Below are 14,486 nucleotides of genomic sequence, written 5' to 3' on the forward strand. Positions count from 1 at the left end.
TAGGTCTGTGCCTTTTTTTAAGAAAAAATGTTGCTAGCCAGGTAATCGCGTTTGCTATATCACATGAACCCCTCTATTTAAGATCCCTTATTTACATTCTGAAAGACAGCAGTTGCATCCCACACATTTAAGCCGAATTGACCTTCGGAGAATGTAGAATCATTCGTATCAATTACAAGACGATCATCTAAATAGATTTTGAAGTGATCACCCCGAGCCTCAGTTTTCAGATGATACTTTTTATTTACGTCTATCGGTGTTTTGTATTCGGCAATGACAGAAGCAGCACCGTTCTCAAATTTAAAGAATTTCACTAAGTCATGTTTCGCATCCACATTGGCAAGATAACCGTTTTGGGCATCTTTGTCAGAGCGAAACATAAGCGCTCCTGCCCCCCTTCCGTTTCCATCCTTAATAGTGATATCAGATTCATAGGTGAAGTCAGATCCGGATGCTGAAGACAAAATAAAGGAATCACCCTCCGATCTTCCTTGTTTTCCTTCAATTGTGTCGGCCCACGTGCCATTTACAGTCGTCCAGCCAGCCAAATTAGAGATGAAAGGTGATGTTCCCCATACCTTTTTTAAAGGGTATATCTTTAAAGATTTCATCTTTACACCGCCATTCGCCGCATATAATTCAAGACCGTTGCTTGATCGATCCGGGAGAATGATATCGGTTATGACCTGCTGTCCGTCATTCCCAAATACTTCAACTGAAGAGCGGTCGACAAAAATGCGCATCTTTACCCTTCCATTTACCGGTTTCAGCGGAGCTGTTTGTTTTCCGGTGTTAAAGGTCGGATTAAAGGTGACGTTCCCCGACTCGCTCCGGTCAACGAACAGTTTGGCATTTTTTCGATCATAGCCGACTTTTGTGAATTGATTTCTGCCTGTTCGAACTTTAAAACCAAATTCAGCAGCTGAACGTGGTGTCACTTGAAATTCTGCATGTAATTCATACGCATCTCCAGATAGGCCCGCTAACACATTTTGGCTTGTGGTCGATATGGTCTGATTCTTCCACTTTTTAGAGGTTCCGCGAATGGTTTGCAGCTCTTTTACTGGTGTTTGGACGACCCTGACTCCCCCAGTAAGCGTTTTCAATTTTAACTCTCTTGGAATGGACGCCGCACTTCTCCATGGGGAGGTAGGAACATCATTCGCATATTGCCAATTGCTCATCCACCCTAACCATAGCCGCCGGCCGTCTGAGGATGGAATATCGGACCAGGATACAGCCGCATAAAAGTCTTTGCCGTAATCCGTCCAGAGAACTTTGTTTGACGGATTTTCATTTTTAAAATGAGTTCCATCAAAGTCCCCTACAAAATATTGCATGCCTGATCCTCCCGAAACCGCTCCGTTTCCGACACTGACCTGCATCACCCATTTTTTTTGATTCGGATTGCCGTCTACCGGAAGCTCAAACAAATCCGGGCACTCCCATACTCCCCCATGGCTCCCTTGTCCCTGTCCAAACTCACTTGCATATGTCCACTGCTTCAGATTTTTTGATGTATAAATGAGGATTCGGTCACCGGCCGCAAGCACCATCACCCACTTGTTTTCTTTTTCATACCAAAAGACCTTTGGATCGCGAAAATCTTTTTTTCCCGGGTTCGGAATGACAGGGTTGCCAGCGTATTTCGTCCACGTTCTTCCTTTGTCATTGCTATAAGCAATGCTTTGCACTTGATGGCCTTCCCTGTCCTGTGTATAAACAGCCACAAGCGGCTTCTCTTCGCCTGTTTGAAAACCGCTTGTGTTATTTCTATCTACAACTGCGCTTCCAGAAAAGATCGTGCCTTTGTCATCCGGAGCCAGCGCAACAGGAAGGTGCTTCCACGTAACCAAATCTTTGCTCACGGCATGCCCCCAATGCATGGGTCCCCACTGAAGTCCGTATGGATGGTATTGATAGAACAAGTGATATTCTCCAGCATAATATACCATCCCGTTTGGATCATTCATCCAGTTTGCCTCCGGCGTGAAATGATATTGAGGACGATAATCCTCATCATAGTAGCTTGAATCAGCTGCCTCAACCGAAAATGCCATAGTGAATAGCAGGGTGAACATGATGATGACTTGAGAAAGTCTCTTTTTCATTTGTTTCTTCGCTCCTCTCTTCATGTTTGAACACTTCAAGAGAGACTGCTGCATAAGTTGGTCCGTTTCTGGCAATTCTCCTCTGTTTCGCTGTTATCCGAATGATTGATATGTGATAGACTGCCGCAGTTTCCCTCTTCTTTCTTACTTCACACAGAGCTTATGCTAAGAATCCAGCCCAATACCCAAGAATTCCGATGATAAAGATGCCGCATATAATGAGAAGAGGATTCACCCCTTTCCGCAGCATCCATGCCACCAATAACGTTAACCCTAGAGGCAGCGCCCCCGGCATGATGCTGTCTAACACATTTTGTACGGTTTGAACATCCACTTTTCCGCTTTCATCCTTAATCCTGGACACAACGATGGGAATGTTGATGGTGGTCCATTTGGAAACGAGAGCTCCCATTACAAATAATCCGAGAATCGAAGCGCCCTCTGTCAGCTTTTGAATGCGATTCCCCGCTAAATCCTGCAGAATCTCCATTCCTTTCACATAGCCATACTTTAATCCGTAATATTTTGTGCTTAATCTTATGGCGTTCAGCAAGAAAAAGAATAGCAAAGGGCCGGCAATGTTTCCTCCTAAAGCAAGGGATGCCCCTAACGCAGCTAAGACCGGGCGAATCGTTCCCCAGAAAATCGGGTCGCCTACACCCGCTATCGGGCCCATCAAACCGATTTTCATTCCGCTGATCGCTTTTCCATCAATTCCTTTATTGTTCGCCATTTCTTCTTCCATGGCTGCCGTCACGCCAAATATAGGCGCTGTCAGCCACGGATGTGTATTAAACCATTCCAAATGCCGCTGCAAGGCTTCGTTTCTTTTCGCGCCGGGACCGTATAATTTTTTGATCGCCGGTATCATGACATAGCAATAACCCATGGCCTGCACACGTTCGAAGTTAAAGGAGCCGAGCAAAAAGTTTGAACGAATAAACATGCTGAAAATTTCTTTTTTCGTTAATCGCTTTTCTTTCTCCATCTTTTTCATCCCCCCTCATGGTTTAGGCATCAAGATCATCATCGTCATCATAAACACCGACTTGGCCACTGTCAGATGCGGCGGCCACCGCTCCGTGCGCGGTATGTTTTTGCATCATCTGCTGGTATAAAAGCGCCAGACAGAGACCGAGGGCTCCAAATCCTACTAAGTTGAAATCGGTAAACGCTGCTAATAAGAAACCAATATAGAAAAATGGCTTTAAATATGGAATATTCATCATATTGATCACCATGGCATATCCGACAACAACGATAATGCCTCCGCCTATTTGCAGCCCTTTTGTAATCACATCCGGAATATTGCCCAAGAACGCCTGAACAGCGCTGACACTGATCAATGCGACAATCAAAGTCGGTATCATGACGCGAAGCGCTTGAAACACCATCGCAGTAATATGCATAATTTCAATTCCTTTTATATTCCCTTCTTTTGCGTATTGATCAGCGCGGTGAATGAAAAAGACAGTGATCGTCCGCACAAAAATCGTCAGCGCCTGACCAGCAGCTGCCAAAGCAACAGCTACGGCAATCCCTTCGCCAATTCCCTGATCAGCGGTAATAACTAAAATGGTTGAGATGACAGAGGCGATCGCTGTATCAGGCGCCATAGCAAGGCCGACGTTCATCCAGCCCAGCGCCATCAGCTCCAGTGTGCCGCCGAGAATAATGCCTGTTTTTAAATCCCCGAGCACCAAGCCAACCAGCGTGCAGGCCACAAGCGGCCGGTGTGTCTGCCCTTCATCCAATACACTTGCGATTCCGGTGATTGCTGCAATGATTAACAACAAAATAATTTGTAATGAAGACATATTCTCATCCCCTTGATTATTTTGTTACGTTCCGTAAAATCTGGACAAAGTCCTCGCTGGCATCTGAAGGCAGCTGCCTCAATTCCACTGTCACGCCCAGATCACTTAATGTTTCAAACGCCTTTATATCTTGCTCTGTGACGCTGACTGATTTTGTGATTTGCCTGCGGTGATTTTCAAAACGCATTCCTCCAACGTTTACTGTTTTGATCGGTACGCCTGCTTCTATAAGAGATACAATATCGGACGGATTTTCAAACAAGAGCATTGCCGTTACCCCTTCATAACGCGGACTATGAAACGCTTTTGCCATTTTTGAAACCGAAACGGCACTCGCTTTTACATTTGAAGGCGCAACAGAAAGGATCAGCGCTTTTCTCATGTCGTCCTGTGCAATATCATCGGAGACAACGATAATTCGGTCTGCCGCATGGACTTTAATCCACCTTGTCAGGATTTGGCCGTGAATAAAGCGGTCATCAATTCTTGCTAACACAATGTTCATCACAATTCATCCTCTCTTGTTTCTTGATTGGCTGTTTTTACTTTTTCTAAATGTTCACTGCACACTTGAAAGCTTTGCTGGCTCATTGCTTTTAAGTTGTTCAGCAAATCTTTAAGTGTCAGATGTTCTCTCAGGCTTAATACCTCCAGCAGAATCGGCAAGTTTACGCCGGCTGCCATATCCATTCTTTGATCTTCAGCAATGAAAGAAGCTGCCGCGTTATATGGCGTTCCTCCAAAAATGTCGACTAAAAAAAGCACTTCATTTTCTTCCGGAATGTCTTTGAGCGCCTGATGATATTTTTCTTGCAGTGTTTGAACTCCTTCTCCTTTAAAAAACGGCACTGCAATCAGGTTATTTTCTTCACCGAATATCATCCCTGAAGACTCTTTTAATGCTATGGGAAAATCTCCATGACCACTGATAATAACTGAAATCATATTCATTGCTCCTTTCCTGTTTTGTACACCCATATATAATGCAAGGATCGTGCCAACAAAGTTGTGTTAAGCGTTTTCATTAAGTTTTCAGCAAATGACAGTCTATTGTTGAAACACTTGAAACCAAAAAAATAAACCTGTATTAAAATGGCGTTCCATTTAATACAGGTTCACATAAAAAAACCGCTTTTAAAACAGCTGGCCAGGCACTTCTTCAGCGAAGATGGCGGCAATAAATAATTTTTCATCATCACTTATGCGAAGTCCAAGCTTTTGTTCATATGGGGCTAATGTACGTTCTGTCACGTTCAGCATTCTTTTTAGCTGTTCATTTATTTCATCTTCCTCTGAGAAAGCTATCGGATTCTGCTTAATCACCCTCTCAAAGGCGAAAGCCGTATGCATGATGACTTTGATTAAAACAGCATTATTGAAAATGACTCCCAGCTCATCTTGAACGGTTTGCAGCCACTCTAATAACATCTCGATCATATGGTGGGGGTTCAAGAAGACAAGGTACTTTTTCAAGCTATCCTCGCAAAGCTCCCTGACAATGATATTCGCTTCGTTCAATCCATTGCTCAAGGGGGTGCTTCCTTTGGTAATCGCCTGTTGAATCAGCTTCTCTCCCTCCCCTTCAATTAACACTTCTAAAGATACATGCGGAGCATTGATTTTAGGATCTTTCGTTCCGACTGTCGCAAGGATCTCATACTCTTTTTCAATTTCTTTTATGTTGTTTGCCAATTTAATGGATGAAACAGTCAATATGTGAATCGGGGTATCAGAGGCCTTGTTTACGATCGTTGTCAGGATGTCTTCCAGCTTTTTGGCCGTCCCGCTGCCTGTCGTACAGATGGAAACCAATGCCTTCTTTTTGCCGGATGCTGCTGGCTGCCGCTCCCATAACTCAATAAAATCTTTCGTGACCGATTGATAGATCGCATGCAAATTTAAATTCAAATAGTTCACTTTTCTGACAGCATCCAGCACCATTGAGGTCGTCACATTGCTGATGGTTTTGATGGCAATGCCTGTCTTTTCCTCCAGCTTGCTTTCCAGCATCGCAAGTGACCCCATATCTACCAGCATTAAAACACCTTCCCCTTCGTCAACCTGTTTCATTTTTTCCGCTACGCATTCGATAATGTCCGAAGGTGAAACAGAAAGCGGCATATCAACTGCTGCAATGGGAGTGCTTCCTAACAGTTCTGTCGCGACTTCAACCATTGAACTCGCCGTGCTATTTCCATGTGCAGCCACGATAATACCGACCCTTTTGTTCTCTTTTAACGATTTGATGGAATGAATCAGCATTGTTAAGTAGATAACTTCTATTTCCGGGATGGCCACTTTAAAATATTTCTGAATTTGATCTTTAAATATCATCGCCACCCGATATTCTTTCACATGAGTGTCACGGATTTCATCAGTCTCCTGTGTATTTAAAACATCAATTTGTTTTCCGCGCTTTAAAAATGCGTCAATATGCATACTCAAGAAATAAATAAATTTACGGTCAAATGTGCAAGCCAGCTCATGCTCAGCTATTTCTTTTAACTGTTTGGTCATTTGAATCACGTCGTCTTCAACGAATGTCAGCAGGCTGTCCTTTTGAAACGCCCGATGATGAAAAAAACTTCTGACATGCAAATGGATATCAGTTAAGATGTACTGATTAATATCCTTTTTGGATAATCCTTCTTTCATAAGGGTTTTCACTTTTTCCTCGATCAAATGATACAAGTTAAATGAGAGGTCTTCGTCAATTTTTGTTGTTTCATCTTCTACAATCGGAGAGATAATCGTTGTAATATTGACATATTCAGAAATAGCTTTGCTTCTTTGCATGTTTTTGCTGCTGGACATCCATTCTTGCTTGATTTCATCCGGCAGATCCCGAACAGTCAGTTCAATAACCTCATTTTTTTCAAGGTTGTGCAAAAACCCGTGTGCACAAACTAACTGGACATTTGATTTCAGCTGTCCCACATTTCCAAATTTCGCAGAATGAATAAGCGCATTATAGACATCTATGTGCACACTCAGATTTTTCTTAATTCGCTCTGCTTCTTTCCCTAATAAAAACGTCGTCAGATCCACTCTTTCTTTAAGCGATCGTTCTTCAAGCGAAGGAATATGTATGGTCATTGGAATTCTTCGCAAAAATGTTTTCAATAAAGCAGAACTCGGATTTTCTGTTGTGGCGGAAATAAACAATACGTTCGATGTTCGTTTATGTTCCGATTCCCCAAGCCGGTTATAAGAACCGCTGTCAATAAAATAAAACAGCATTTCCTGCCCCTCAGGAGGGAGACGGTGGATTTCATCCATAAAAAGAATGCCCCCATCAGCCTGTTCGACTAAGCCAGCCTTATCCTCGCCGGCACCTGTAAATGAACCTTTTTTGTGTCCGAATAATTGAGATAGCAATAATTGAGGATTGTTGTAGTAATCTGCACAGTTAAATGTAATAAATGGTGAGCCGGCCTTCAAAATGTCAGAGTAAATGGCAAACTGGTAAATACGGTTCGCAAAAAGGGATTTACCGGAACCAGTCGGCCCTAGGAGGAGCATATGCAGGCCGTTCGGCGGATAAAAAACAGCTGCTTTTGCCTGGGAAATGGCTTTCTTCAAACTGCCTTTTGCCCCAATCATAAGCTCTAGAGGATTCGTAGAAATAGGTTGTTGTTTCTGTTTGGAATTCCCGGAAAACGGCTCCAGGCTTTTCACTTCCATCAACTCGGTATCCCATTTCTTGTTGCACAATCTTTCCGCTATTTCGACTGGGATGTATCGCACAGGAAACGATTTTATTTTTATGACCTTTTTGGACCGGACGAGATTGTTCAACTCAAAACTGACATTGGACCGCTCCATTTTCAGCTGCTCAGCAATTTCCTTTGCCGAACTCCCCTGTACTTTTAAAAGATGATCTAAACTTGAATCATGAAAATTATGCATAAGCTGATGGTATATTTTATCTATTCTTTTCACGTCTATCATCCTTTGTCCTTATTAGATAAGCCCTGAATATTCCGAATCTTCATGGCGGAAACATCTAATTCTACACTTCCAGAAAGGCCTCTATAGCAGATTGACATGCCGGCCTTTTATGCTTATGTGTTTAGAATGTTGAATCATTTACATCTCATATTAGTATTTTAGATTCGCGTTCCCCAGGGCTGGGCTCCTTCCAAAGTAATAATCAGTAAACAGTTTATCATTCTTGAGGAATGTAAAGATGCCAAAATCACGAATGACAAAAAATGAATCTTAAAGACTGGGTCAAATCACCTAAAATGCATCCAATTGAAACAAAGAAATGGCGGACACTCTATGTGTGTCCGCCGCAGTGATTCACGATAAAAAATCAGGATGCAGCAACTGCTCGATCTTTCTCTTTTCATTATGCAAAACTTCTTCATCTTTACAAAACATCTGGAAGGTCAGTGAATCTGTAAACATAAAAACTTTATCTCCATCGGCAAAAAATAAATATTGATGATTTCTCGCAGCCATCTTGCCCAGAATTGAAAAATCTCCGATATGATCGATTTAATATCCCCTGCTGGTCTCAATCAAAGCGGGCGTATGATCATACAATCCGCTACCTATTAAAAAAGCCTTGTACGCTTCATAAGCATCAGCAAACTCATCATCCAGATGACATTCACCCTCCCAGTCATTACTTAGAAATGGCGTAACAACTGTTTGTCCGAAAGTTGATAGATAAGGAGATATCCATTGAAAAAATAGATCCTCCATATGCACCCACTGTTTTTTTGAGATTTTTATGTTTGAATACGGATTCTCGACTGATTCAAAACCGAATGATTGATAAAAATCTTTTATTTCATGCTTATTCTCCGGGAGGCCAATCAGGATGCGATGTTTATTATTCTTTTGATGCTCCCAATCAAAAAACTGATATTCTGATAAAATTTTCAATAGCTGTGCTGTATGTAAGTTCATTATATGTCCTGCCTCATGTCATTCATTTCGCCTGTATTCTTATTAATGAGCGGCCCTCATAAGCATACTGTTATCATCTATCCTAGCAAAACAAAAAAGACATCGTCAAAACAATGTCTTTTTGTTTGCCATTACATATTTATTACTGTTTTCACTCGGTCACGAATGACGGTTACGCCAGTAGGACGTTTTACCAAAATCTCTTTTCCTCACTGAGCATTTACCTTTTTTTCTACTATTCAATAAAACTGGAAGTGAAAATAGAGAGTGAGAGATATTTAGCACCTGTACGAACAAGCAAATGAAAATTATATTTTTAAAATTTAAAAAGTAAACATTGTATTCTTTTAGATGGTATAATATCCGATAAAACTTTATTCATCTTTTATTATTGGAGGAAAATAAAATTGAGAGGCAATTCTAACAAAGACAATTTTGGACAACAACAAAAATTGTCTAGAGGCCTTAAAAACAGGCATATACAATTAATGGCGATTGGGGGTGCAATCGGGACAGGTTTATTCTTAGGCTCAGGAAAATCCATCCACTTTGCGGGACCATCTATTTTATTTGCTTACATGATCACCGGTGTATTTTGCTTTTTCATTATGCGTTCGCTCGGAGAACTGCTCTTATCAAATACGGGATATCACTCTTTCGTTGATTTTGTAAGGGACTATCTAGGAGACATGGCAGCGTTTATTACTGGCTGGACCTATTGGTTCTGCTGGATTTCTCTCGCGATGGCTGATTTAACGGCAGTCGGGATTTATACGCAATATTGGCTTCCTGCGGTGCCTCAATGGCTGCCGGGTCTTCTTGCGCTTATCATCTTGCTGATCATGAACCTTGCAACCGTTAAACTGTTCGGAGAATTAGAATTCTGGTTTGCATTGATCAAAGTTATCGCCATTTTGGCTCTTATCGCAACTGGTATTTTCTTGATAGCGAAAGGTTTTTCCGCTGATTCCGGCACAGCCAGCCTCACGAATCTTTGGAGCCACGGCGGCATGTTTCCAAATGGATGGCATGGATTTATCCTTTCATTCCAAATGGTTGTCTTCGCTTTTGTGGGAATTGAACTTGTTGGATTGACTGCAGGTGAAACTGAAAATCCCCAAAAAGTGATCCCTAAAGCCATCAATCAAATCCCAGTTCGGATTTTACTTTTTTATGTCGGCGCACTTTTTGTCATTATGTGTATCTATCCTTGGAACGTTTTGAACCCAAATGAAAGCCCATTTGTTCAAGTCTTTTCTGTTGTAGGCATCGTTGCCGCCGCCAGTATGATCAATTTTGTTGTATTAACATCAGCGGCATCAGCGGCCAACAGCGCTTTATTCAGCACAAGCCGCATGGTCTATTCTCTCGCCAAGGATCATCACGCCCCTGGATTATTAAAGAAACTGACTTCTTCTAAAGTTCCAAGCAATGCGCTGTTCTTTTCGACCATCGCCATTCTGATTGGCGTTAGCCTGAATTATATAATGCCCGAGCAAGTCTTTACATTGATTACAAGTGTTTCTACCATATGTTTTATTTTCATTTGGGGCATTACGGTGATTTGCCATTTAAAATATCGAAAATCAAGGCAGGATGAAGCGAAAGCAAACAAATTTAAAATGCCGTTTTACCCATTATCCAACTATTTAACACTCGCATTTCTCGCGTTCATTCTTATCGTATTGGCACTGGCAAATGATACACGTGTTGCTTTATTTGTCACTCCGGCCTGGTTTGTTTTATTGATTATCATGTATAAGGTACAGACCACCAGGAGACATAAGATAAAATAACAAAAAGACAAGGGATACACACTCCCTTGTTTTTTTTTGTATTAAAAATAATACTGCCGGACTAAAAGAGGATTCGAAAGGCAAAACAACTGCTTGACTGATCTCCAATTCATGTAAGCTAATTTCAATTCATACCAGTTTTGATGCCGAAACCCACTAATATAATACCGGTTATTTTTTGAAACGCTTTCTGGAACTTCGAGTTTTTCATCCATTTCTTTGCGAAATCAATCATATAAACGAGAAAGAGGAACCACAAAACCGCTAATAAGGTTAGGATTGAAGCTAAAATGATGAGCTGCTGGTTTATATTTCCCTTTAGATTGATAAATTGGGGCATGATTGTAACATAAACCAAAACAGTTTTAGGATTGAGAATATTACTAAGTGATCCTTGCATAAAGGAAGTTTTATAATAACGTTTCGGAGAATTTTCCTTGCTTGCTTGAGATTGCGTTTCATCAAAAGAAAACATGCTTTTGGCAAAAAAACTCTTGATTCCTAAATAAATTAAGTATGCTGCTCCCAAATATTTGATCGTTGTGAAAAGAAATACCGACTTTGCAATAACCACTGATAAACCTAAAATGGCGATAACCGTCCAAAAGGAAAGTCCTGTTGCCAATCCAAGGATGTTATAACGGCCAGCCTTTGCGCCATATCTAAGGGTATTTTTCATCACAAGCATCGTATCTGCTCCCGGTATGATAACCATCATGGCAGCAATCGGTATGTATGTGAGTATGCTGTGCATTTCTTCTCCCCCTTTAAAAAATCTCCGCAATATATAGTGACTACGATAGTAACTACTTATAAAATTGTATCAATGCGTTTGGAATAAATCAATATGGTTTGTTAAAATAGCGATTACAAGGGCAGCGACTGCTCTTTATATTGGAGGATGTATGAAGGAAAATATGTTAGACATTTTAAAAAACCTTAATTTTACCGAATATGAATCAAAAGCATATCTTGCTTTATTGCAAGAATCGCCTTTAACAGGCTATGCCGTCGCCAAAAATTCCGGAGTGCCCCGTTCTAAAATTTATGAAGTCTTGGAAAGTCTTGTCTTAAGAGGAGATGTTTTTGTAAGTCATGGAAATACACCTCAGTATGTGCCTGTCCCCGCTAAAGAACTGATTAAAAACCGCCGGCTCAAAGCGGAAGAGCATTTTGATCAGGCTGAGAAATACTTTGAAAAATTCGAGCAGACCGCAAATGACCGGGAAAATATCTGGAATATCACCGGACGCAATGAAATTCTTGAAAAAGTGAAGGCTTGTATCTTATCCGCCAAAAAAAGAATTCTCTTGGAAATATGGGAAGAGGATTTTGAAGAAATAGAATCAGAGCTAAGACAAGCGGCAAATCAAGGTGTCATTGTGACCATTATTGCGTACGGAGACATCACATCTGATTTTGCTGCTGTTTACCTTCATGATATGAGCAGTGAAATTACAGAAGAGTATGACGGGCGGTGGCTTGTCTATAGCGGAGATGATTCAGAAGTTGTAGCAGGTATCGTCTCTCTTGGCAACGACAGCCGTGCTGCATGGACGATGCATGTAGGTTTAGTCATGCCTATTACTGAAGTCATCATTCATGATCTGTACCTCATGGAAATCCTGAAAAAGCATAGAGGGCTTTTAGAAGAAAGCTTTGGGAAAAATCTCATCCAGCTGCGCCGCAAATTTTCAATCCACTCTGATTTCAAAAAACATTATTTGGAATAGAGCAAATGATGTTTCTGATATCATTATTTAACCAAAAACATTGCTTATATCAATACAAAGAACTTGTCGAGAAAAACTATTTTTCGGCAAGTTCCTTGTATTGCAAAATTTTTTTACCGATTGATCAGTCTGGCGTGGCTTTGAGGAGAATTTGTTCACTCATTTAAATCGCAATAAGGTGAGTGGGATCAGACAATAAGACATATTCCCCATTTTTATGATTGTCTTTTTTGTTAATTAATTTATTTTGCAAGGCTTAGAAATGTTTAAGCACTATTTATTGATTCTGAGAGGAATCTGGTCAGCAAACGACATTTCCTCGTATTCATTATGATCGAATATCTATACTCTGTAATCATACACCTTCAAGCCTTTCCTTACTGAATAAGCGAATGGCAATAAAGAAAAAGATAATATACACACATAAAAGCACCAAATAAGGAAGACGGAGAGCCCATTCACGATTAAAAGCCACTTCACCCACACTGACTAGAATACCGCCTAAAATTGTTCCAATGGAACTGACTCCCCAGGACAAAAAGCGAAATACTGTATTCACGCGCCCTAACAGCTCTTGGGGAACAATTCGCTGTCTATACGTTACATTCAAGACACCCCATACCACAATAAAAAAAGAGGCAATAATATAGGATAGACAGACAATATACCAATTACTGCTAAGGCCTGCAATACCGTAACATATTCCCATGGTCAAAATCGAGATAAGCAAACTTTTTCTTGCCCCCAATTTTGTTTTTAGATTTGAAACTGCTCGTCCCCCGATCACACTGCCTACAGTTGCAAAGGAAATCAGCAAACCAAACTCAAAAGAACTCAAATGCAAAATCTCTTTCATGAAGAAAACTTGCATAGCAGTAATCATTGAGAAAACCATAGTGACACCAGATCCAAACAATGCTAAAGGTCTTAGCAAAGAATCATTCCAAACAAAGAGTATACCTTCTTTTAAATCAGCTTTGAAAGTAACCTTTTTTCTTTCCTCTCTCGCTTGAAAGTTACCTTTCATTCTTATTAACAAAGGAATTGAAGTGACAGAAGTAATCACATCTATAACGAAAGGCGCGGGAAGGCCAATTAGAATTAGAATGCCTGCGAGCGCTCCCCCTAAAAGATCGCTTGCGATTAATTGAACCGAAGCAAAAAGACCGTTCGCCTTCTCAAGTTGTTTACTATTAACAACCATTGGCACTATCGTTTGTGCTGTGCAGTCAAACATTACCTTAGCAGTACCAAAAAGAAACGTTAAGATAATCAAAAGCGGTACAGTCGCCCATTCATAGATTATCAGAACAGTTAACAGCAATATCATTACTGCCCTGACTGTTCCCGAAACAGCCATTAGTAAATTGCGGGGATAGCGATCAATTAAGATTCCAAAAGGCAAACTAAACAGTAACCAAGGCAGAAAGATGGCTGAGGATACCAATGACGCTAATATTGTATTACTTGTTAGTGAAGCTGCAACCCAAGGAAGCGCATTAAAAGTGAGGCCATCTCCAATACTTGTTAAGGTTACAGCAGTAAAAAGACGGCGAAAAGAAGGATCAAAAGCAGGAGTTTTTGATTTGCGTTTAATGTTCAGTTCAATTTTCATTTCTTTCTCCTTTAACCTTCATTACATAGGATTAGTTAGGTTAAGTTTCGTCACAAGCTGTTGAATATCACCTGCCCAGTGATCAAAATGAGCATAAGGGTTTGCCGTCATAGCCAACAGCTGCCAAAGAGCTGTGTTTATAAACCACTCTGCATTTAGTTTCATTAATTTTTCAGCATCCTCGGTCATCCATTGAAGGTACCATTCTAATCCTTTAGGTTTTTCAAAGGCGTATGCTCCGATTAAAACAGGTATGAGAGAACTTTCAGCTGATTCTTTAACTAGTAAGTATTCTGTTAAAATACGAGCTTTTAAAGAATCGTAAGCAAGTTCTGATATCTTGTTAATACCGGAAAGTCCACATTCGTGTAATGAAAGATTGCATACGTTAATGAGATGTGACCATCTGCTGTACATTTCACGAGTATTTTAAAAATGAGGTATTATTCGATAATACTCATCTAACAACAATTATAAGATTTGATGTCTAATAA

General features: G+C 40.7%; 12 protein-coding genes and 1 pseudogene. 2 read left to right on the plus strand and 11 right to left on the minus strand.

Annotated elements, in window-relative coordinates; genetic code table 11:
* Nucleotides 1-77: 77 nt before the first annotated feature.
* The 8 genes and pseudogenes from ABZM97_RS13480 to ABZM97_RS13515 all read right to left on the minus strand — a co-directional run bounded on the left by ABZM97_RS13480 (nucleotide 78) and on the right by ABZM97_RS13515 (nucleotide 8,848).
* On the minus strand, nucleotides 78-2,111 hold the full coding sequence (locus ABZM97_RS13480; protein ID WP_367386878.1) for a GH32 C-terminal domain-containing protein: 2,034 nt from the start codon (nucleotides 2,109-2,111) through the stop codon (nucleotides 78-80).
* Nucleotides 2,044-2,186 (minus strand): annotated as a pseudogene (locus tag ABZM97_RS13485) (hypothetical protein). The gene ABZM97_RS13480 and the pseudogene ABZM97_RS13485 overlap by 68 nt, the downstream one beginning before the upstream one ends.
* An 85-nt stretch (nucleotides 2,187-2,271) precedes the next feature.
* On the minus strand, nucleotides 2,272-3,099 hold the full coding sequence (gene levG / locus ABZM97_RS13490) for a PTS fructose transporter subunit IID (protein WP_014114571.1): 828 nt from the start codon (nucleotides 3,097-3,099) through the stop codon (nucleotides 2,272-2,274).
* Between the two features lie 22 nt (nucleotides 3,100-3,121).
* On the minus strand, nucleotides 3,122-3,928 hold the full coding sequence (levF, locus tag ABZM97_RS13495; protein WP_087993810.1) for a PTS fructose transporter subunit IIC: 807 nt from the start codon (nucleotides 3,926-3,928) through the stop codon (nucleotides 3,122-3,124).
* 16 nt (nucleotides 3,929-3,944) lie between these two features.
* Nucleotides 3,945-4,433, minus strand: coding sequence for a PTS fructose transporter subunit IIB (levE, locus tag ABZM97_RS13500; protein WP_087993809.1), 489 nt, complete (start codon nucleotides 4,431-4,433; stop codon nucleotides 3,945-3,947).
* On the minus strand, nucleotides 4,433-4,873 hold the full coding sequence (levD, locus tag ABZM97_RS13505) for a PTS fructose transporter subunit IIA (protein WP_087993808.1): 441 nt from the start codon (nucleotides 4,871-4,873) through the stop codon (nucleotides 4,433-4,435). Before levD ends, levE begins: the two co-directional genes overlap by 1 nt.
* Before the next feature lie 189 nt (nucleotides 4,874-5,062).
* Nucleotides 5,063-7,870: a transcriptional regulator LevR gene (gene levR / locus ABZM97_RS13510; protein WP_253268445.1), complete on the minus strand. Its 2,808-nt coding sequence runs from the start codon at nucleotides 7,868-7,870 to the stop codon at nucleotides 5,063-5,065.
* A 561-nt stretch (nucleotides 7,871-8,431) separates the two neighbouring features.
* Nucleotides 8,432-8,848, minus strand: a complete 417-nt coding sequence (locus ABZM97_RS13515; protein ID WP_367386879.1) for a hypothetical protein — start codon at nucleotides 8,846-8,848, stop codon at nucleotides 8,432-8,434.
* Nucleotides 8,849-9,255: 407 nt separating this feature from the next.
* Here ABZM97_RS13515 and ABZM97_RS13520 point away from each other — a divergent pair, with 407 nt between their 5' ends.
* The gene (locus ABZM97_RS13520) at nucleotides 9,256-10,644 is read left to right on the plus strand and encodes an amino acid permease (RefSeq protein ID WP_289347765.1); all 1,389 of its coding nucleotides are present in this window, start codon (nucleotides 9,256-9,258) and stop codon (nucleotides 10,642-10,644) included.
* 124 nt (nucleotides 10,645-10,768) lie between these two features.
* Here ABZM97_RS13520 and ABZM97_RS13525 read toward each other — a convergent pair whose 3' ends face one another.
* Nucleotides 10,769-11,398: a LysE family transporter gene (locus ABZM97_RS13525; RefSeq protein WP_087993804.1), complete on the minus strand. Its 630-nt coding sequence runs from the start codon at nucleotides 11,396-11,398 to the stop codon at nucleotides 10,769-10,771.
* Nucleotides 11,399-11,549: 151 nt separating this feature from the next.
* Here ABZM97_RS13525 and ABZM97_RS13530 point away from each other — a divergent pair, with 151 nt between their 5' ends.
* Nucleotides 11,550-12,377, plus strand: coding sequence for a TrmB family transcriptional regulator (locus tag ABZM97_RS13530; protein WP_087993803.1), 828 nt, complete (start codon nucleotides 11,550-11,552; stop codon nucleotides 12,375-12,377).
* 355 nt (nucleotides 12,378-12,732) lie between these two features.
* On the opposite strand, the gene ABZM97_RS13535 is transcribed toward ABZM97_RS13530, so the two are convergent.
* A complete protein-coding gene (locus ABZM97_RS13535; RefSeq protein ID WP_087993802.1) occupies nucleotides 12,733-13,992 on the minus strand; it encodes an MFS transporter in 1,260 nt (419 codons plus the stop codon).
* Nucleotides 13,993-14,013: 21 nt separating this feature from the next.
* Nucleotides 14,014-14,409 (minus strand): hypothetical protein, encoded by a 396-nt coding sequence (locus ABZM97_RS13540; protein WP_202327101.1) that lies wholly within the window; start codon nucleotides 14,407-14,409, stop codon nucleotides 14,014-14,016.
* Nucleotides 14,410-14,486 lie beyond the last annotated feature (77 nt).

This window comes from Bacillus vallismortis, assembly GCF_040784915.1.
GTDB lineage: Bacteria > Bacillota > Bacilli > Bacillales > Bacillaceae > Bacillus > Bacillus subtilis_G.